The following is a 20,469-nucleotide window of genomic DNA, read 5'->3' on the forward strand; positions in this document are numbered from 1 at the left end:
ATCCACGGACGCAGCAGGTGCCCCGCCACGAACGGGAGGAGCAACTGCAGCACGATGGTCTCGGCAGAGGCCCAGGAGAACCCGCCTGTTGCCCCGCCCATCAACAGCGCAACAAGCGCCGGCGTGACGAAAATCCCGGCGAAGTTCGAGAACGATGCAGCGCAGACCGCAGCTGCCACGTTCCCGCGGGCGATGGCGGTAAAGGCAATCGAGGACTGGACCGTGGAGGGCAGCAGAGCAAGGAAGAGCAAGCCCGCACCGAATTCGACCGGGAGAAACGGCAGGGCGCGAGCGGCAAGCCCCAGCAGCGGGAACAGCGCGAAAGTCATCGCCAGCACGGCCAGGTGCAGTCTCCAGTTGCGGGCCCCCTCCCAGATCGCTTCACGCGACAGCTTGGCACCGTGGAGAAAGAAGAGCAGCACGATCCCCGCATCTGCCGCTCCATCGACCAGCGGCACGAATGCGCCGCGCGCCGGCAGCACGCTGGCGAGGACGACCGTTGCAACAAGAGCGAGCAGGAATGGATCGAGCAGGGAGGCGATGCGCCGGAACATATAAGGGACCTGCTTCAACGAAAGGGGTGCGGACCTCTTGTGCGCTTGCGACAGTGTGTCAAGGCACAGGGTTCTGGCGTTGGAGCAGGGACCTGACACTGGCGCGCGCAACTGGCGACCGTCTCAGCGAATGGCAATGGCGCACCCGACAGGATTCGAACCTGTGGCCTTTGCCTTCGGAGGGAATATGGCTAGCTCCGCCAAAAAGCGCAAGGAGCCGCCAATGCCCGCCTATCTCTCTGTAAACGCTAAACAATTTGAATTCCTTCTCCGCCGAAGCTACTCTTCTCCCCGCCACAGTTTTCGCCCGCGTGCTTACGTGGTGCTTACGCGAGAGGAAACGGTAGGGTCGGAGGAAGCCCATGCCTAAGCTCACTAAACGGGTCGTCGACGCCGCAGACAGTCGCGAAAAAGATTACGTCATTTGGGACGACGAGCTGCCCGGTTTCGGCCTCAGAGTGTTCGCCTCCGGCAAGCGCAGCTACGTCATTCAGTATCGGCTCGGTAAGCGATCGAGACGCTTTACGATTGGCCTGCACGGCGTCTGGACTCCCGAGCGGGCCCGCCAGGAAGCGAAGGTGCAACTGGGGCGTATCGCTAAAGGCGAAGACCCTGCAGAAGAGAAGCAGCTCGACAATAGGGCGATCACGGTCAAAGAGCTGTGCGACCTCTACCTCGCCGACCTGAACGCCGGCCTCATTCTCGGAAAAGGCGGGCGCCCCAAGAAGCCAGGCACGATCGCCTCGGACATTGGCCGAATCCACCGGCACATCGTCCCCTTGCTCGGTTCCCGACGGGTGAAGGATCTGACCAAGGCCGAAGTCAACAAGGCCATGAAGGACATCATGGCGGGCAAGACGCGCCTCGTTGCCAAGACGAAGAAGCTGCGAGGAAAATCGATCGTCAAGGGCGGAGCCGGGACGGCTACCCGTACGATCGGCCTGTTCGGCGGAATTCTCACCTACGCCGTGGATGCTGGCATTATCGAAGTGAACCCTGCCCACGGTGTGCGGCGACCGAAGGACAGCGTCCGCGCTCGGAGGCTCAGCGAGGCCGAATATCGCGTGCTTGGCCAGTTGCTCGCTAAAGCGGCCGAGAACGAGAAATATGAGGTTTCGGTCGAATTGATCCGCCAGCTTGCGCTGACCGGCTGCCGCCGAACCGAAATGGTCACTCTGACTTGGGCAGAAGCTGATACCGATTCAAGCTGCTTGCGACTGACGGACAGCAAAGAGGGAAGGTCGATCCGCCCAATCGGCCTGCCCGCCGTGGAATATCTTGAGAAGCGCCGGAAAGTGAGAGCAGGCACCTACGTCTTCCCGGGACAAGGAGATGATAACGCTTTCGGAAGCTTGCCGAACCATTGGGAGCAGATATTCGACGATACGCCGCTCGCCGACATCACGCCTCATGTCCTGCGACATAGCTTCGCCAGCATCGCAAATGATCTTGGTTTCACGGAGGTCACCATCGCTGCTTTGGTTGGTCATTCGAAGGGCTCCGTCACCAGCAACTACATTCACACGCTCGACACGGCACTGATCATGGCCGCCGATACCATCTCCGGCTACATCCAGGGCCTCCTGGACGGCATTGAATTCAAGCAGACGGCCTATGCCGTGGATCGGGATTCTCGCCGCGCAGCACTCGCTCGCTTCTTGCAACAGGCTGCTGCACCGGACGCCGCCGGCGCGGCAAATGACGAGCAACGCGCCGCGGCATAATGCGTAGCAAGTGGCGGTCGTACTCTAGAACGGGGAATGCCGCCCCTTGCATGTCAGAAAAACCTGCCTTATTTTCTGACACATGAAAACGGTAAACGCCTCAGTCCCCGACCGGGTCATGAAACGCGTCCGCGCTAGCGGACGTGGCAGCGTTTTCACGCCTAGCGACTTCCTCACAGTTGCCGCCCGCTCCTCTGTCGATCAGGCACTTTCTCGATTGGTGAAGGGCGGACAGCTCCGGCGGCTTGCACGTGGGCTCTACGACTTTCCCAAGCTGCACCCGAAACTTGGGGCGTTGTCACCCGCGCCGGACGATGTCGCCCACGCTCTTGCGCGGGAGACCGGCTCGCAGGTGCAGATCGCCGGAGCGCGCGCAGCGAACGCGCTCGGCCTTTCGACCCAGGTTCCGGCACAAAGCACTTATCTGACCGACGGCCCGTCGCGGCGCGTCGTGCTGGGAAAGCGCATCGTCGACCTTCGCCACGCCTCGCCCAAGCATCTGATCGCACCGGGCAGCCCCGCCGGGACGGTGGTTCAGGCGCTTCGTCATGTCGGCCCCGTTCGGGCGGCTGACGTCGCGCAGGTCGCGGCGCACCGGCTTTCGGCCAACGACAAGAAGACGTTGGCCTCAACCGCCCTTCAAGCGCCCGCCTGGATGCGGCCCACGCTCGTCTCGATTGCCCACGCAGCGGTGGCCGATATCGATGGATGATGTCGCTCGCCTTCCCACCGACGATCGCGCAGCTCTCTTCGGGGAGACCGGCGCCCGGCGGGGCGTCGCCAATACGATCATCGAAAAGGACTTCTGGGTATGTTGGAGCCTGAAGCGCCTGTTCGGTCTACCGAAGGGCACCACTGCAACCCTCGTTTTTAAGGGCGGCACGTCGCTCTCCAAGGCATTCAACGGTATTCGCCGGTTCTCCGAGGACATCGACTTGTCGTTCGACCGTGCCGAACTCGGATACACCGGCGAGCGCGACCCCGATAAGGAGGGGATCAGCAAGAAGCAGGCGGGTCGGCTGATCGACGACCTGGTCAGCGATGTCGAGCAGCACATCGCCGAGAAACTTCTCCCAGCGCTTCGCGCCGCGATCGTCGGCCAACTCGGCGAGCCGACCGAAAGCGAGTGGTCGCTAGAGATAGACGCCGGTGACGCGCAGACCGTCAACTTCCACTATCCGACCGCGCTCCCTGCCGCCGAATACGAAGGCATGGCCTACATCACGCCGCGCGTAAAATTCGAGCTCGGCGCGCGCGGCGATCCCTGGCCGACCGAGGAAAAAGTCATACGCCCCTACGCGGCCGACGACTATCCGGACTTCTTCACCGATGCCGACACCAGCGTAACGGTGCTGTCAGCGCGGCGGACTTTCTGGGAAAAGGCAACCGCTCTCCATGCGGAAGCGCATCGCCCCGCCGCGTCACCGACGCCGCAGTATTTCTCTCGGCACTACTACGACCTCGCCATGCTCCTCGACACGGATGAGGGCCAAGCCGCCGTTGCCGACTTCAATCTACTGGCGCAGGTCGCGCATCACAAAACCACCTTCTTTCGTTCGAACTGGGCCAACTACGATAAGGCTCGGCCAGGCACACTCCGGCTGACGCCGACCGACGCGCGCGTGAAAGACCTGAAAGCAGATTATCGGGCGATGGCGCCGATGATGTTTGACCAAACACCGCCGTCATTTGACGATATACTAGAAAAAATTGCTGCACTCCAAGACGTCATTAACAGCTAAGTAGGCACTCGCCCCGGGGGAATGCTCATCAACGCCCTTCGATCCTTTGACCGAGACCATGGCAACGTTCGCGCGCGGACAGGCGTAGGCTATGAGCGCTAGTTACCCGACCAGAATTATTCTGGCCTTTCGGAGCGGCGGAGTGTGCGCATTTCCGAATTGCGGCAAGCACCTCACCTACGACGCCCAGGTGGGAGACGATACCTATGTCGGCGAGGCCGCGCACATCCGTGGTGAGAAGCCGACCGCTGCCCGTTATGACGCGTCGATGACCGATGACGAGCGCGATAACGTCCGGAACCTCATCTATCTATGCACCGATCACCACACGATCATCGACAAGGTCGAGGCCGATTGGCCGACCGCGACCCTTCTGCAACTGAAGGAGAGCCACGAAAAGCAGGTCCGGCAAGCCATGGAAGAGGCCTTTGCTGACGTCGCCTTCCCCGAATTGCAGAACGCCGTCTCTTGGGTTGCGAGCCAAGCGCCGGCCCCAAATGGCTCTTTCGATCTCCTCGCTCCGGAGGAGAAGATCAAAAAGAACGCGCTCTCGAATGGATCTCGTCACATCATCGCCGCGGGACTGACCTCGCGCGCCACCGTTGCCGAGTATGTTGAAGCGGAAGCTCAACTCGATCCTGACTTTCCTGAGCGGCTGAAGGCCGGCTTCCTTGAAGAATATTATGCTCGCCGGAAAGAGGGCCATAAGGGCGACGAGCTTTTCGAGTTGATGTGCGCCTTTGCCCAGCGCGGTCTGCGACGACAAGCCGATAAGACCGCAGGCATCGCTGTTCTCATCTATCTCTTCGAAATCTGCGACGTGTTTGAGAAATGATTCTTCCGACCAAACATATCCCGCAGAACGAGGCGCTGATCGGCGTCGGCGCCACGCTGCTCGCGCATCTCAGCATGCCCATGACCGTTTCGGGCCTGTGGGAGCGTCTGCGCACGGAACCGAACGTCGGGAACTTCGAGCGGTTCGTGCTGGCATCGAACCTCCTCTATCTGATCGGTGCGATCGAGATCCGGGACGGCCTTATCGTCAGGACCGCCTCATGATCAGAGCCGTTCGCGCCAACCAGAAAGGCTTTCACACCGCGTTCCTTCAGCCGGGTGTCAATCTTATCCTGGCCGACCGATCCACCTCGGCCGGTGATAAGGACACGACGAACGCTCTCGGCAAATCGACGCTCATCGAGATCATCGATTTCTGCCTCGCCAGCAATACCTCACCCGGAAAAGGGCTTCGCATCGAGGCTTTGCAGGGTTGGGCGTTCACGCTGGAACTCTCCCTGTCCGGCCGCGATGTCGCCGTGACGCGAGCGACCGATACACCCGGATTCTTCGCCATCGAAGGAGCCACCGACGACTGGCCTGTCCGGCCAACGCCGAACAAGGAAGGCGTTCCGGGTCTCGACGCTAAGAAATGGCGAGCCGTTCTTGCCTGGGCCCTATTCGGTATTAGCGATCTGTCGGCGGAATCCGGATACAAGCCCTCGGCGCGGTCGCTGCTTTCCTACTTCGTGCGCAACCAGACAGCCGCCTACAACATCCCCTTCAAGCATTTCGACAATCAGAAGACTTGGGACATTCAGGTCCACAATGCTTTCCTTCTCGGCCTGAATTGGGAGAAGGCCGCGACTTGGCAGCAGCTCAAAGATCAAAAGAACGCGCTCGATGCGCTCAAACAGGCGATCAAGACCGGAGCCGTCGACGGCGAACTGGCCTCGCTCGGTGAGCTCGAAGCCGAGCGCCTGCGCCTTTCAACCCAGCTTGAGCGTGAACGCGAGGCGCTGTCGAATTTTCGCGTTCTTCCGCAGTACCGTGAAATCGAGACTCAGGCGAACCTTCTGACCAGCGAAATCCATGGCCTGGTCAACGCCAATATCGTGGATAAGCGCCGGCTCGATCGCTACCGTGACTCGTTGGTGAGCGAAGACGCTCCGACCGAGGACCGTCTGGAAGCCCTTTACGGCGAAGCGGGCATCGCCCTACCTGGCGCCGTCAAGAAGACGCTGGCGGATGCGCGGGCATTCAACGCCCAGATCATCGCCAATCGCCGTGAGTTCATCGCCGGCGAGATTGCCGCGCTGGAAGCTGCCGTCAGCGAGCGTGAGACCGATATCGCGAACCTGACGGATCGCCGTGCCAACTACCTCAGCGCGCTTGCGGGACAAGGCGCGCTGGAGGAACTGACGCAGTTACAGGAGTTGCATGCAGCCACCCGGCTGAAGGTCGACGAATTGACCAACAGGATCACTCAGCTTCGTCAGATGACCACCAAGGCGGACACGATCAAGGTCGAGACCGTCGAGCTGAAACGCGCGACAACCCTCGACTATGAAGAGCGGCGTGCGCTGTGGTCCCGGGCGCTCAGCCTCTTCTCGGAATTCTCGGAGAGCCTCTACAAGTCGCCCGGCCGCCTGGTCATCGATATCGACGACACGGGCTACAAATTCGACGTCGAGATCGCGGGCAGCCCAAGCGAGGGCATTAGCAAGATGAAAATCTTCTGCTACGATCTCATGCTGATCTCGTTCGCGCGCCAGCGTGGTCTCGGGATCGACTTCCTGATCCACGACAGCACAATTTTCGACGGTGTTGACCCGCGGCAGCGCGCCCATGCTTTGGAACTTGCCGCCGCAATGGCTGCAAAACACGGCTTCCAGTACATCTGCACACTCAACACCGACATGGTTCCTGTGGGCGACTTTACGTCAGGCTTTGACTACGAGAGCCTCGTCCGCCTCCGGCTCACCGATACTGATCCGACCGGAAGCCTCCTTGGGTTCCGTTATTGAGCGAGGGGCGACATGCAGCACGATCGTGCCCATAGGGCGTCCCCAGCATGAGATCTGTGCCGTTCACCCGACCCACGCTGATCGCCGCCGTTGAGTTGCTGGAGCAACACAGCCAGGCACGGTTCAACCAGATGGTCCTCCGCCTCGGCCTGGAGGACGAGATTTCCACCAGCACCTCCCTCAGCGTCGCCAACAAGTGCGCCTTGCTAGGCCGGATCGTTGTGCAACGAGCCGAGGCCGTGCTCGACACGCTCGAAGGTAGCATGACCCTTGGCGAGGCGGTAATCCGGCAAGCCGCGCAGCTAGCGCAACAACACGCTACGCACGCTCTGCAAACGGCCTTCGCACGTGGCCTTGCGCGTGATGGATATGTTTTGACGTGGGACGACTACGGGCCGAACGCGTCCATCCGCGCGGCGCTGCCCGGCGACATCCACCTCCCCCAAACGGACGACGAGGTGCATCAGCTTCTCAAGTCATTCGGCTTCACAACTCCTCTCGGTCATCTCGAACAGGCGATCGAAGCGCATACCCGCGGCGATTGGGCGGCTTGCAACAGCCAGCTCCGGACCTTCCTGGAAAGTCTGTTCGACGACATCGCGCGCAACGTGCGACCACAGGAAGCGGGTCAACGGCCCAGCTCAGAAAACCGGCGCGCTTTGCTCGCTGAGATTGGCTTCCTTGCCACGGATCGCAACGAGTGGACCCAAGACGGCAAGAACTACGTCAACGGCCTCTTCAAAATGCTCCACACGGAGGGTTCGCATCCGGGCCTCTCGGATGAAGACCACAGCACCTTCCGCCTGCATGTCGTTCTTGTCACCGCCAGGACCTTCCTGCGGCGACTCGCCTATGGTCAGTGAGCCCGATATGGCGTTCTTTTCACAAGATCAGTTGGAAGCGATCGCCGGCGCGCTTGGCGACACTGCAGAAGGCCTGACCGGGCCGGAGATCGAGCACCTGCTTGGGTCGTGCAAGATTGCCGATCCGGGACCTATGACGAAGCGCGTCCGTATCTATAACGCCTTCGCAGGATGCCAGAATACCAAACGCAACCGCACCAATATCCTTGAGTTCATCCGGCTCGCCATGAAGCCGGCGCGTTACAGCCGCGAGCCGCACCGCTATGAGCCTATGCGGGCTCGCCTAAACCTAGCGTTGGCATTCGCAGGACTTGTGGTCGATGAGTCCGGCGAGCTGAAATCGGCGGATGTCGCCCAGACCCTACCTGAGGCTCAGCGGCGCGCGCGCGACTTGCGAGCAGACCTTGAAGGTCGCGGTGTGCACCCGGACGTCCTGAAATTCTGCCGCGCCGAGCTTCTCGCCGACAATTACTTTCATGCGGTGCAAGAAGCGGTCAAAAGCGTCGCTGATAAGATGCGATCGCGGACAGGGCTCTCCGATGACGGCGCTACGCTCGTCGATCGGACACTTGCCGGGAGTCCGCCGATGCTTGCGATCAACCCGCTATCCACCGCAAGCGAGCGGAGTGAGCAAAGCGGGTTCGCAAATCTGGTCCGTGGCACCTTCGGCATGTTCCGCAACCCCACTGCACATGAGGCGCGCATCCATTGGGCTATGTCCAAAGAAGATGCCGAAGACCTGCTCACCATCGTGTCGCTCATCCACCGCCGGCTCGATGCCGCCCATATGCCGGCGCGCACATGACCACGAAGGGCGCCGACGGCGGACAAGACGATGACCCCGAGCTGGAATCCGATCGGATCGGCCGCATCGGCGAGCGCCATTTTGAGCTGCTCTGCGAACGCGCCGGGCTCTTCTGCAACAAGAGTACCGTCGACATTATGGGCTGGGACTTCATCGTGGAGTTCCCAATGGGATCAGGCGGACAATCGTCGCTACCGCTCGATCGGCGCCAGACCAATGCCGCCCGGGTCCAACTGAAGTCGACGCTCGGCCGCACCGGAAACCGCATCCGACTCAGCCTGTCCGCCATTGATCGCCTCGCCAAGGATCCTCGGCCGGCGCTGGTCATCGTCTTCCGAATGCGGGCCGATGGTGAAATCCAGTCGGCTTACCTCGTCCATCTCATCGGCAACGAACTCGCCCGGGTGCTCAAGCGATTGCGATTGGCGGAGGCTCGAAAAGCGCACGACATCAATCATGTCGACATCAGCTATGACTATGAGAAAGTCGGACAGCGTTTCGAGCCGACCGCCGCCGGCCTCTCGTCGGCCTTATCGGCCGCCTGCGGACAAGATCCAGGCGCCTATACCGCGAAGAAGCAGCGTCAGCTCGATGAACTCGGCTATGAGAACGGCCAGTTCGAAGCCGAGGCGCTACTCCAGATCGAGGGGCCGGAGCATTTCGCCAACCTGCTGCTCGGTCTTGCGCCCCTAAAACCGCACCGCTTGCGTGTCTACGATAGCCGCTTCGGCATCCGCCTTCCGTATCAAGGCACGCTATTTGACGACATCGAGGAACTTCGACTGACGCCGCCGTCGCTCGGATCATGCGAGATCGCGATCCGAGGCCCCGGGTTCGCGCAGGCGGCGCGGTTCGATGGCGAGATGTTCATCGGTCCGCCGATCCTCGAACCGCATGGACCCGAACTGCTCGTCCGCAGCCGGGACTTCATCATTCGGCTCACCCCTCCCGCGCTCAGGTTCGAAAGCGTCGGCTCAATCGACGATTTGGAATACACGCTCGAAGAGTGGGCGGAACTACTGCGCGGCCTGACGCTCATGGCATCCGAGCGATCGACGCTAACCATTTCTGGGAACAGCCGGATCCCCCCGATTACCTTCCCAGTCAATGAACCGCTCACAGGCCCATATCTCGACGAGGTGCCACTCATCTCGACCTTCGTGGATGGTTGGCTGCGCTTGCTAACCAACGCCGGCCTGCGCTCGACCGAGCGCTTCAAATTCGATGCATTCTGGGCGGCCAATGACGCACGTATGGTTGTGGACATCCTGCTCAATCCTCGCCCGGACGCGCGATTCGAGTTCCAAAGCCTCGACGTCGAGGAGAGTGGGCCCCCACCCGCAGGCCTCTACTTCAACAGCATGTCATTCGCCGGTACGAGCATCAGCTTCAGCGCCAAGGTCTTCTTCGAGGAGACCGACGACGTCGAATGGCGGTATCGCTCAACGCGGTTTGAAGCTTTCGATGTTCGCCCGGTCGTCGACGACCTCGAGGAATATGGGCTCGATCAGGCTGCCGCCGCCGACCTAAAGCTCATCATCGACCCGCGCAACATCACCATGACGCCGCGTGCCGACGCTAACGGCGCCGTGCCCAAACAAGGCTGAACGGCCGCTATCAACAGCTTGAGGCGCGTGCGCCGCTGGTCCTTTGACGGCGCAGAATCGACCTTGACTCTCGCAGCTGAAATCTAGAACAAATAGGGAACATGATGACGAACCCCTATCCGGAGGTAAACTGGGAGCGTGCGGCCCGAGCCCGCCATAGAGTCTTTGCGCGCGCAGATCGAGAAGATCGAAGGCAGAAGCCGGCGTGCCAAATCGGTTCTCCCGTTTGGGATTGCCGACGTCGACTCACGACTCCCGGGTGGCGGGTTGGCGCTCGGCGCGCTGCATGAGATCGCCGGCGGTGGGAATGGCGCGGTCGATGGCGCCGCAGCAGCCTTGTTCAGCGCGGGCGTCGCGGCTCGAACCAAGGGCAAGATCCTCTGGTGTATCACCCGTCCGGACCTGTTCGCGCCGGCGATCGCTCAGGCAGGTCTTGCGTCCGATCGCGTAATCTATCTCGAAGCCGGTGATGACAAGACCGTGCTGGCCTGCATGGAGGAAGGGCTGCGCCATGGTGGCCTCGGGGCGGTTCTCGGTGAGGTGGCGCGGCTTTCCATGACAGCCTCGCGCCGCCTGCAGTTGGCGGCCGAGGGAAGCGGATCGATCGGGATCGCGCTGCGGCGTTGGCGACGACAGACCGAGGCCACTGATTTCGGCCAACCCACCGCCGCGATGACACGCTGGCGCGTGTCTATGGTGCCATCGACACCCCTACCTGTTCCGGGCGTAGGGCGTGCCCGCTGGCTGGTCGAACTGATCCGCGCACGCGCGGGCGAGAGTGCAGATTTCGAGTTGGAGGCGTGCGATGACACGGGTCGTCTCGCTCTTCCTGCCGAGTTGGTCCACCGACCGGCTCCGGCGGAAGGCTGGCGACGCGGCGCCTCCGGCTGAGGCGCCGCTCGTCCTGATTGGCCGGGAAGGAAACAGGCGGGTGGTGCTGGCGGCGAATGCTGCTGCCGTGGCCGCCGGCCTTCGCCCCGGCATGCCTGTGACCAAGGCTCAGGTCCTGGTGCCAGACCTCATCGTGCAAGATGCCGAGCCGGCAGCCGATGTGGAGGCACTTGATCGGCTCGCCACCTGGCTCCTGCGCTACGCGCCTGTCGTGGCCCCTGATCCTCCAGACGGGATCATCATCGACTCGACCGGAGCCGATCACCTTCACGGCGGCGAAGCTGTCATGCTGGAGGGCCTGATCGGTAGGCTGGCCATGTCCGGTATCGCCGCTCGCGGTGCGATCGCCGACAGCTGGGGCGCGGCCCACGCCTTGGCCCGGTTTGCAGCCCGCGCGACGATAATCGCTCCTGAACGTCATGATGCATCGCTGTTGGAACCGCTTCCGCTGGCCGCGCTGCGCATCGACGCTTCGATAGTCGCGGCGCTGCGGACGCTTGGCTTTGAAACCATCGGCGATATCCTCGCGCAGCCGCGCGCGCCGCTCACCCTGCGCTTCGGTCCAGCGATCGGCCGCCGTATCGATCAGGCGCTTGGCGATCTGTCAGAGCCGATCGATCCGATTCGACCCGCCGACCTGATCGAAGTGCGCAGGTCGTTCGCGGAACCGATTGGCGCGGCGGAGACCATCGCCCGCTACATCGCCAAGCTCGTCGATCAGCTCTGCGACCGCCTCGAGGCAGCGGGTCTCGGCGCACGACGCCTCGACCTTATCTGCCACCGTGTCGACAGTCGCTCACAGGCGGTCCGGGTTGGAATGGCAACGCCGGTCCGGGATGCAAAGCGCCTGACGCGCCTCCTATGCGACAAGATCGAGACGATCGAGCCCGGCTTTGGAATCGAGGTGATGACGCTTGCAGCCAGCGTCGCCGAGCCGATCGAGCGCCGGCAAACCGTTAGTTCGCTTATCGAGGAGAGTGTGCCGGACGTCTCGGACCTGATCGATACGCTCATGAACCGGGTGGGCGAGCAGGCGCTCTATCGGCTGGCGCCGGTTGCGAGCGACGTCCCGGAACGCTCCGTTGCCCGCATTCCGGCGATGGCCGCCGATACGGGCGCAGCATGGCCCGGCCATTGGCCGCGGCCCTCGCGTCTGCTGGCCCATCCGGAGCAGGTCGAGACTGTAGCGCTCTTGCCTGATCATCCGCCCGTTTCATTCACCTGGCGCGGCGTGCGTCGCCGACTGCGCCGGGGTGATGGACCGGAGCGCGTGTTCGGAGAGTGGTGGAAGCGCGACGCCGAATTGGTCGCCGTCCGAGACTATTTTCGGGTCGAGGACGACGCCGGCGAACGCTACTGGCTTTATCGTGCCGGTGACGGCGAAGACACGGCGACGGGGTCGCACCGCTGGTTCATCCACGGGGTCTTCGGATGAGCTCACCTCGCTACGTCGAACTGCAGGTCACCTCACACTTCAGCTTCCTGCGCGGCGCGTCCTCCTGCGAGGAACTGTTTGCGCAAGCGGCCTTGGCTGGGATCGAGGCCGTCGCCATCGTCGATCGGAATTCGCTCGCCGGCGTCGTCCGTGCTCATGAAGCGGCCAAGACGACCGGCGTTCGCCTGATTGTCGGTTGCCGGCTCGACCTCGCTGACGGGACATCCGTGCTGGTCTATCCGACGGATCGACCCGCTTATTCGCGCCTCTGCCGTCTTCTGTCCCTCGGCAAAAAGCGAGGGGGCAAGGCCCGGTGCGTCCTCGAATGGCCTGATCTCGTCGCGTATGGTGAAGGCCTGATCGTCACACTTGTACCCGACCTGGCGGATGACGAGTGCGCGTTCCGGCTGCGGCGATTGCGGGACGCTTTCGGCGACAGAGTCTATCTCGCGCTCACCTTGCGCCGCCGGCCAAACGATCAGCTCCGACTGCATGAGCTTTCGAACATGGCCACACAGATGCGCGTGCCCACCGTGGTGACGAACGACGTCCTCTTCCACGAGCCGACCCGGCGGATCCTGCAGGACGTGGTCACGTGCATCCGTCACAACGTCACGATCGATACGCTTGGCGATCGGCGAGAGCGACATGCCGATCGCTACATCAAGCCGCCGGACGAAATGCATCGTCTGTTCAACCGCTATCCCGAGGCCCTTGCCCGGACGCTGCAGATCGCGGACCGCTGCCGCTTCAGCCTCGACGAACTTGCATACCAGTATCCGGAAGAGCGAGACGATCCCGCGCTTACGCCCCAGCAGACATTGTCAAAGCTCACCTGGGAGGGGGCCGCTGAACGCTATCCCGAGGGCGTACCCGAAAGCGTGACCGCCGCCCTCCAGCATGAGTTGCGGTTGATCGAGAAACTGGAATACGCGCCTTATTTCCTGACCGTGAACTCCATCGTTCGCTTCGCGCGGTCAAAGGACATTCTGTGTCAGGGTCGCGGATCGGCCGCCAACTCCGCCGTCTGTTACGTTCTTGGCATCACCTCGATCGATCCGGGCCGCAACGACCTGCTGTTCGAGAGATTCATCTCCGAGGAACGGCGCGAGCCGCCCGACATCGACGTCGATTTCGAGCATGAGAGGCGCGAGATCGTCATGCAGTGGGTGTTCGAGACCTATGGCCGAGAGCATGCAGCGTTGTGCTCGACCGTCATCCGGTATCGCACCAAGGGCGCGCTGAGGGACGTCGGCAAGGCGCTCGGCCTGCCCGAAGACCTGATCGGCACTCTGTCGTCGCAGGTCTGGGCTTGGTCGGAGGAAGGCGTCGAGAAGCGTCACGTCGAGGAGTTGAACCTCAACCTCGCCGATCGGCGCCTTCGGATGACGCTCGACCTTGCCCGGCAGCTGATGGGCGCTCCCCGCCATCTCAGCCAGCACCCTGGCGGCTTCGTGCTCACCCATGACCGCCTCGACGATCTCGTGCCGATCGAGCCCGCGTCGATGGTCGATCGCCAGGTCATCGAATGGGACAAGGACGATATCGACGCTCTCAAGTTCATGAAGGTCGACGTCCTGGCGCTCGGCATGTTGACCTGCATGAAGAAGGGCCTCGATCTGCTCGCCGAGCACAAGGGCGTAAACCTCGATCTGGCGACCATCCCGGCGGAGGATCCTCGCACCTATGCGATGATCCGGAAGGCCGATACGCTCGGCACCTTCCAGATCGAAAGCCGCGCGCAGATGTCCATGCTGCCGCGCTTGAAACCTCGGACCTATTACGACCTCGTCGTTCAGGTCGCCATCGTCCGGCCTGGCCCGATCCAGGGCGACATGGTTCACCCCTATCTTCGGCGCCGGGAGGGGCTGGAGCCTGTCCACTATCCGAAGCCAGAGCTCGAAAAGGTCCTTGGAAAGACCCTCGGCGTTCCCCTGTTCCAGGAGCAGGCGATGCGCGTCGCGATCGAATGCGCCGGGTTCACGCCCGGGGAAGCCGACATGCTGCGCAAGTCGATGGCGACCTTCAAGTTCACCGGGGGTGTATCGCATTTCCGGGACAAGCTGATCGCCGGCATGGTGGCCAATGGCTACGACGCTGCCTTCGCCGAGCAGACCTTCAAGCAACTCGAAGGCTTCGGCTCTTACGGCTTTCCGGAAAGCCACGCAGCCTCTTTTGCGCTTATCGCCTACGCGTCGGCCTGGCTGAAGTGCTGGCACCCCGACGTTTTCTGCGCAGCGCTCCTGAACAGCCAGCCCATGGGGTTCTACGCGCCGGCCCAGATCGTCCGCGATGCGCGAGATCATGGCGTCGAAGTGCGACCCGTATGCGCCAATGCGTCCCGGTGGGACTGCACGCTCGAGCCGATCGATGATGACGGCCGATTTGCGGTCCGGCTCGGCCTGCGCATGGTCAAGGGTCTGGCGAACGCCCATGGCGCAGCGATCGTCGCTGCCCGGGCCGGACATCCCTTCATGTCGGTGGACGATCTCTGGCGCCGAGCTGGCGTGCCCGTGGGCGCGTTGACACAGATCGCTGAGGCAGACGGTTTCCGGCCGCCCTTTGGCCTAGCTCGTCGGGAAGCGCTCTGGGCAATCAAGGCACTTCGGGATGAGCCACTGCCGCTTTTTGCTGCGGCCTCGGCCCGCGAAGCGGACATCGTGCCCGAGATTGCCGAACCGGCCATCGTTCTCCGACCCATGACGGCCGGTGGCGACGTCGTCGAAGACTACCGCCACGTCAGCCTCTCTCTACGGGATCACCCCGTATCCTTCCTGCGGCAGGACCTGCGGCGGCGCCGAATGGTCACCTGCCTCGAAGCTATGGAGGCGCGTGACGGCCGGTGGCTCGAAGCGGCCGGCATCGTACTGGTCCGACAGCGGCCAGGGTCTGCCAAGGGCGTCATGTTCATAACGCTGGAAGACGAAAGCGGCATTGCGAACCTCGTGATCTGGCCGAAGGTCTTCGAGCAGAACCGTCGCACGATCCTGTCCGCGGGCATGATCGCGGTGCGCGGTCGCGTCCAGCGCGAGGGGGAAGTGGTCCATCTCGTCGCCCAGCGGCTCACGGACCTTTCCGCCGATCTGGCGAGCGTTGGCGAACGAGAGACCGCCTTCCCGTTACCGCATGGTCGGGGCGACGAGTTTCACCACGGCTCGCCGACGCCTGATCCACGCGGCTTGCCGCCTCGGACCGTTCGGCCGCGCGATATTTTCATCCCAGACCTGCACCTGGACACGATCAAGGTGAAGACAAGAGATTTTCGCTGAAGCGCAGCTAGGCGCTGAGCCATCAATCTCTCTCCTTCGCGGCGACCGTCCGAGCTCGCCACTCCCATACGGCTTCGTCGTTCCGATGCACCCAGTCAGCCAACTTCTCCACCTCGTCGATGGCCGCCATCAGCTTTTCCCGACTAACTTCGATCGTGAGGCGTCGCCATCCCCGCAGGTCGTCCTCGTCGACAGGCTCTGCGGGATTGGTGAAGAACGGGTTCGGATGCTTCTCGACCGTTCGTTCATTGTGCGTGGTTTGGAACGAGACGAAATCCTGGCCATGGGCGAAGTCGTTGCGGGCGAGGATCACTTGTTCGATGACGTCGAACCTGACGGGGCACATGCTGAACGTCTCGCCCATCACATGCTCGATGATCTGGCGATAGGCCTCGACCTTCCCTAGTTTGAACAAGGCTGCACGTTCTTTCGGATCAACAAACGCGATGCCGATCTCGCGCTCAAGCTCGGTGAAGTAGAGGCTCAACGTATCGGCGAGCAGTGATACCGCGAGCATCCCGACCAGTTCGCGAGTCTGGTCCGCCTGCATCCATTCGGCGAGGAACGGTGGCTCCGGGTCGTCGGTTTCCGGATTGAAGTAAGGTGGCTCCCATGGCCGGACCTCTTCCTCGATATCCCGCTTCAACTGCTCGAAGGGCACGCGGCCTTTGTCGTAGAACAGCCGGATGATGTCGGTGCGTTGCCGCATCCAGTAGGACAGATCCATCAGCCCTCCTGAACAATGTCGAGAAAGGCACGAGCCCAAACCGACTGCAAATCGGGTTGGGCGCAATGCACACGCTCAAAGCCCTTGCGTTTCGCATCCAGCAACGCGAGGACGCGTTGCTCCATCTTGTAGGCGGCGTCGCGGTTCTTCATCCGCTGTCGAAATTTCACGGTCCATTGCTCCAGTCCGCCGAGTTCAGTGGGAATGTGCTGATTCACGGCGGCGCAGCGTTCGTCGATGTCGTCGGCCCACCCGATCTTCCACACGTTGCGGCTGCCGAACTGCAATGCATAAGCCCAGGCCTCGCCGTCCGTGCCTGACCGATCGACGCTATAGCTGACATCGGTGGGGCGCGGACCGGTGGTGTTCCTAAGCGCGTCATTCAGGCGCCGCATCCGTACGAGGGCCGGCAGTGGAGGCAAATCGATCTCAACGGCGTTCAGTGCGAGGACAGCGGCGACATCGGCTGGATCGTCGATCTCCTCCACGCCTGCGGTTGCAACCATCGTCAGTTGTCGAGACAACAGCTGGGTCAAGACTGGCGCGGGTTCGAACTGCCAGACGCGAGTGGTCGCGACGGCATGCGGAAACTTAAAGTTGCCGGCAGCGTCGAAGTCCCTCGGATCAAGCGCCTCGCGCTCGACGAGATCGAGCGTGCGCAAGGGCTCGAATCCTATCTCAGCCATCCCCAGGATGCGGCCCTGATGCTCCGGTGCGGTCCGCTCCGTCTGTGTTCCCACGAACACCAGCCTGTCGCCGCGCTTTGCCAGGGTCAGCAGCCGCCCGAGATTGCCTTTGACGCCGAAGGTCGCAAGAGGCAGCCGCGCGAAGCCGAAACCCCATACTCTCGTGGCGAAGAGCTTCATCCGCTATTCCGCCACTGCCGCCGAGCGAATTTTACGCAGGGTCCCGGTGGTCGGCACCCTTACAGCAAACCAGTCAGTCGTCATGGCGTCTGCTTGTTCCTGCTGCCACGTCCGCCCGCGGCGCGTGACGACATGATCTCCGGGTGCGTTGAGTCGATCATTGATGACGATGCAGTTCAGCGCCGGCAGGTCATTGGCCACACAAATGTCGCCGACCACTCCAAGTTGCCGGTTGAGCGTGATACCGGCCCGGCGATCCATCCCCATGGCCTCGGCAAGATCGCCGTAGGTGATGACGGTCGGGCGACGCGGATTGCGCGCGGACGACATGACTGTAGACACCAGGATCAGCCAGACCTGCTGAGCCCTTACGTGAACGGGATCTCCGGTCTTGAAGTAGCGAAGGGGTGGGGCAACATCATCGGGCATCGTGCGCTCCTGCATTGATCGTGCAAATTTGCACGCTGGAGGCGGCATTGCAAGAGTCGTGTCGTTTCGATCGACCAAGACGGCGAGAGCTCGCCGCAACCCTCTTTTCAGGAGTTACGCTTCCGCGGGAATAAGTGTTTCTGGAGCGCCTCTTACGCCACCGAAGTACGGCGCTTCGAAACGCGCCCATTCGGACGAGACAATGGTCGATCGGCATAGAGAGGAGACGTTCCGGCACCGGACGCTGCATGCCGGTAGAGCAACGTGCCCGTCGCATCGCGATCGGCGGGGTATGCGAACGCGTAGCCCTGACCAAGCCCACAGCCCATCGCCCAAAGCTGACTCGCCTGAACCTCGGTCTCGATGCCGACTGCGACCACTGCGACGCCGAGACGGCGGGCGATCTCGATTAACCCTTCCACGATGATGGTGCTCGGATCGTCAGGCCACAGCCGGGCGACGAATGCCCGGTCGATCTTGATGATATCGACCGGCACATTCACCAGATGGGTAAGCGAGGCGTAGCCCGTGCCGAAGTCGTCGAGGGCGACGCGCACTCCGGCCGCACGCAACACCTCGATCTCCCGCGCTACGACGCGATCATTCCGCCCGAGATAGACGTCCTCGCTTATCTCCAACACGATCTTGTTCAGCCCGATGCCGGCTTTGGAGAAGGTCTCGGAGACCTTCTTGGCGAGGCTGCCTGTGTAGAAATCCGCTGTCGACACGTTCAGGCTGACCTGCTCGACGAGCAGTCCCGCGTTTTGCCAATGAACTATGTCAGCAGCGACAATCGCCATCATGCGGGCCGTCAACTCGGAGGCGACATGAGCGTCAGTCGTTGCTTCCTGGAAAGAGCCGGCAGGAAGAAGATCGCCGCTTCGCGATCGCAGTCGGCACAGGGCTTCGAGCCCCACGATGAGGCCGGTGTCCAGCCTCAGGATCGGCTGGTAGTGCGCCTCGATACGATTTTCGGCCAAGGCTTCCGAGACATCACGGATCGCGGCGCGCCGGCTCGTAATCCGCGAGCCGATGCCAGGCCAGTAGCGAACGAAGCCGCCACGGCCTGTCTCCTTCGCATGGTAGAGCGCAAAATCGGCCGCTTCTCCGACGCTCGTCGCCGTGCGTTCGGTCTTGCTCAATGTCGCGCCGCCGATGGTCGCGCGAGGTACGACGGTGTGTCCGTCGCAGTCCGCCGCCACCTCAAGCTCGTCGAATACGCGTTCGGCCGCAGCATTCAGGTCGGCGACATTTGCCGGCTGTTGGAGGATGACCGCGAACTCGTCGCCTCCTATCCGATAGGTGACGTCCGGCGCCATCGCGCGAGCGATACGCGCCGAGGCGGCACGGATCAGAGCGTCGCCCGCCAGATGCCCGAACGTGTCGTTGACGATCTTGAGGTTGTCGAGGTCGATGATGAACAGTGCCCACGACCCGACATCGTCGCAGCGAAGCTGAGCCATCGCGCCGTTATAGGCTGCCCTGTTGGCCAGACCGGTCAGTGCATCGACATTCGCTCGACGATCCCGATCGAGCGTACTCTCGTGTCTGCGGAAGGCTGTCTCGCAGAGCTCCACGCAGGCTTCAGCCACCTCTCGCTCGACATCCGCGACCTGACGCGCGCCGTGAAAATAGAGGTTCATCACCGCTAGAGTATCGCCCGCTGCCCCAAGCACAGGCAGTGACCAACACGCCGATACGCCAAGTCCATGAATGATCGCCGCACTATGGGAGGCGCGAGGGTCGGACGCGAGATCTTCCAGGAGCACTGGCTTGCGCGAAGACGCGGCTCGCCCGGGTGCATCGGTGTCGGGCCCGATCGCAACCCCGTCATGCGCTTGGCTGTAGGCTTCCGGGAAGCTCGGTGCCGCTAACGGTCGCATGACGCCGGTTCGATCGATGGCGAACACCGAACAGAGCACACCGGGCCATGTCTTTTCGACCCGCAAGCAAAGTTGCCGCATCGTGTCGAAGAGCGGCTCACCGTTCGCGATCATCCGTAGAATTTCGTTCTGAAAGCGCAGCAACGACGGGTCACCCAGGAACACACTTCGCCAACGCTGATGGTAATCGCAGTTCGCTTAACGGCTGACCTCTGAACACGATAAACATTTCATTATCCTACAAGGGGGGAAGGCCTTCCCCTGCGGCCGAGCCCAAGGTCTCTGCCGACCCCTTCTGCGGGGAGACCCCGCAACGCCCCCTGAGAGTGAGAGTGAAGGCCGGATTGCCGTGACGGGTTTAGGGCTGGGAGAGAGGCTTCCGGCGCCCGTCGCGGAGATCTGAGATGTCCAGACGAACTGCTTCGCCACGCCCAGGCCAGGACCGTGCCAGCCTTTACGACGAGATCACTGACAAGATCGTCGCCGAGTTGGAGGCCGGTCGCGTGCCTTGGGTCCAACCGTGGGGAACGACGGCCGCGAAGGCCCCGCTTGCCATGCCCAAAAACGCTTCCACCGGCCGGCACTATTCGGGCATCAACATCCTGATCCTTTGGGGCGCAGTGGTCGAACACGGCTTTCCGGGTCAAAGCTGGCTCACCTTCCGTCAAGCACTCTCGCTCGGCGGCAATGTCCGCAAGGGCGCGCGCGGTACGACCGTCGTATATGCGGACCGCTTCACGCCAGAAGACGAGAAGCGCCGCGCCCGCGAGAGCGGTGAGGACGCGCAGGCGATCCCGTTCCTCAAGCGCTTCACCGTCTTCAACGGTGCGCCGTAACGGCGGAAATTAAGGAGTGCTATCATGGATAGTTGAT

17 protein-coding genes and 1 pseudogene are annotated in these 20,469 nt (G+C 62.3%); 13 read left to right on the forward strand and 5 right to left on the reverse strand.

The window, feature by feature from the left end; translation table 11 throughout:
• The coding region (locus AX703_RS13970) for a bile acid:sodium symporter (RefSeq protein ID WP_197423722.1) at positions 1–554 on the reverse strand (554 nt) is incomplete at its 3' end.
• A gap of 362 nt (positions 555–916) precedes the next feature.
• On the opposite strand from AX703_RS13970, the gene AX703_RS13975 reads away from it, so the two are divergent.
• The 12 genes from AX703_RS13975 to AX703_RS14030 all read left to right on the forward strand — a co-directional run bounded on the left by AX703_RS13975 (position 917) and on the right by AX703_RS14030 (position 15,691).
• Positions 917–2,278 (forward strand): site-specific integrase, encoded by a 1,362-nt coding sequence (locus AX703_RS13975; RefSeq protein WP_062344913.1) that lies wholly within the window; start codon positions 917–919, stop codon positions 2,276–2,278.
• 118 nt (positions 2,279–2,396) lie between these two features.
• Positions 2,397–2,990 carry a DUF6088 family protein gene (locus tag AX703_RS13980; RefSeq protein WP_024350869.1) on the forward strand — a complete coding sequence of 198 codons (594 nt, stop codon included), beginning with the start codon at positions 2,397–2,399 and terminating at the stop codon, positions 2,988–2,990.
• Positions 2,983–4,020 (forward strand): nucleotidyl transferase AbiEii/AbiGii toxin family protein, encoded by a 1,038-nt coding sequence (locus AX703_RS13985; protein WP_062344915.1) that lies wholly within the window; start codon positions 2,983–2,985, stop codon positions 4,018–4,020. Before AX703_RS13980 ends, AX703_RS13985 begins: the two co-directional genes overlap by 8 nt.
• Before the next feature lie 91 nt (positions 4,021–4,111).
• Entirely contained in the window at positions 4,112–4,855 is a 744-nt protein-coding gene (locus tag AX703_RS13990; protein ID WP_024350867.1) for an HNH endonuclease, read from the forward strand.
• On the forward strand, positions 4,852–5,079 hold the full coding sequence (locus AX703_RS13995) for an ABC-three component system middle component 6 (RefSeq protein ID WP_024350866.1): 228 nt from the start codon (positions 4,852–4,854) through the stop codon (positions 5,077–5,079). Before AX703_RS13990 ends, AX703_RS13995 begins: the two co-directional genes overlap by 4 nt.
• On the forward strand, positions 5,076–6,821 hold the full coding sequence (locus AX703_RS14000) for a DUF2326 domain-containing protein (RefSeq protein WP_062344918.1): 1,746 nt from the start codon (positions 5,076–5,078) through the stop codon (positions 6,819–6,821). Before AX703_RS13995 ends, AX703_RS14000 begins: the two co-directional genes overlap by 4 nt.
• 47 nt (positions 6,822–6,868) lie before the next feature.
• Positions 6,869–7,684 (forward strand): hypothetical protein, encoded by an 816-nt coding sequence (locus AX703_RS14005; RefSeq protein WP_024350864.1) that lies wholly within the window; start codon positions 6,869–6,871, stop codon positions 7,682–7,684.
• On the forward strand, positions 7,674–8,489 hold the full coding sequence (locus AX703_RS14010) for a TIGR02391 family protein (RefSeq protein WP_231735541.1): 816 nt from the start codon (positions 7,674–7,676) through the stop codon (positions 8,487–8,489). The genes AX703_RS14005 and AX703_RS14010 overlap by 11 nt, the downstream gene beginning before the upstream one ends.
• Positions 8,486–10,096 carry a hypothetical protein gene (locus AX703_RS14015; RefSeq protein ID WP_062344920.1) on the forward strand — a complete coding sequence of 537 codons (1,611 nt, stop codon included), beginning with the start codon at positions 8,486–8,488 and terminating at the stop codon, positions 10,094–10,096. The genes AX703_RS14010 and AX703_RS14015 overlap by 4 nt, the downstream gene beginning before the upstream one ends.
• Before the next feature lie 138 nt (positions 10,097–10,234).
• Entirely contained in the window at positions 10,235–10,987 is a 753-nt protein-coding gene (locus tag AX703_RS14020) for an ImuA family protein (RefSeq protein WP_024350861.1), read from the forward strand.
• Positions 10,902–12,422 carry a DNA polymerase Y family protein gene (locus tag AX703_RS14025; RefSeq protein WP_058454233.1) on the forward strand — a complete coding sequence of 507 codons (1,521 nt, stop codon included), beginning with the start codon at positions 10,902–10,904 and terminating at the stop codon, positions 12,420–12,422. Before AX703_RS14020 ends, AX703_RS14025 begins: the two co-directional genes overlap by 86 nt.
• On the forward strand, positions 12,419–15,691 hold the full coding sequence (locus tag AX703_RS14030) for an error-prone DNA polymerase (protein ID WP_062344922.1): 3,273 nt from the start codon (positions 12,419–12,421) through the stop codon (positions 15,689–15,691). Before AX703_RS14025 ends, AX703_RS14030 begins: the two co-directional genes overlap by 4 nt.
• A 22-nt stretch (positions 15,692–15,713) precedes the next feature.
• Here AX703_RS14030 and AX703_RS14035 read toward each other — a convergent pair whose 3' ends face one another.
• From AX703_RS14035 to AX703_RS14050, 4 genes are all read right to left on the reverse strand, one after another.
• Positions 15,714–16,418 (reverse strand): hypothetical protein, encoded by a 705-nt coding sequence (locus tag AX703_RS14035; protein WP_062344924.1) that lies wholly within the window; start codon positions 16,416–16,418, stop codon positions 15,714–15,716.
• Positions 16,418–17,284: a GIY-YIG nuclease family protein gene (locus AX703_RS14040; RefSeq protein WP_062344926.1), complete on the reverse strand. Its 867-nt coding sequence runs from the start codon at positions 17,282–17,284 to the stop codon at positions 16,418–16,420. Before AX703_RS14040 ends, AX703_RS14035 begins: the two co-directional genes overlap by 1 nt.
• 3 nt (positions 17,285–17,287) lie before the next feature.
• Positions 17,288–17,728 carry a hypothetical protein gene (locus AX703_RS14045; protein WP_062344928.1) on the reverse strand — a complete coding sequence of 147 codons (441 nt, stop codon included), beginning with the start codon at positions 17,726–17,728 and terminating at the stop codon, positions 17,288–17,290.
• A gap of 137 nt (positions 17,729–17,865) precedes the next feature.
• Positions 17,866–19,710: a bifunctional diguanylate cyclase/phosphodiesterase gene (locus tag AX703_RS14050; RefSeq protein ID WP_082734593.1), complete on the reverse strand. Its 1,845-nt coding sequence runs from the start codon at positions 19,708–19,710 to the stop codon at positions 17,866–17,868.
• 290 nt (positions 19,711–20,000) lie between these two features.
• Here AX703_RS14050 and AX703_RS14055 point away from each other — a divergent pair.
• Positions 20,001–20,426: pseudogene (locus tag AX703_RS14055) on the forward strand (ArdC-like ssDNA-binding domain-containing protein); the annotation flags it as partial.
• Positions 20,427–20,469 lie beyond the last annotated feature (43 nt).

The organism is Novosphingobium sp. CCH12-A3 (genome assembly GCF_001556015.1).
Lineage (GTDB): Bacteria > Pseudomonadota > Alphaproteobacteria > Sphingomonadales > Sphingomonadaceae > Novosphingobium > Novosphingobium subterraneum.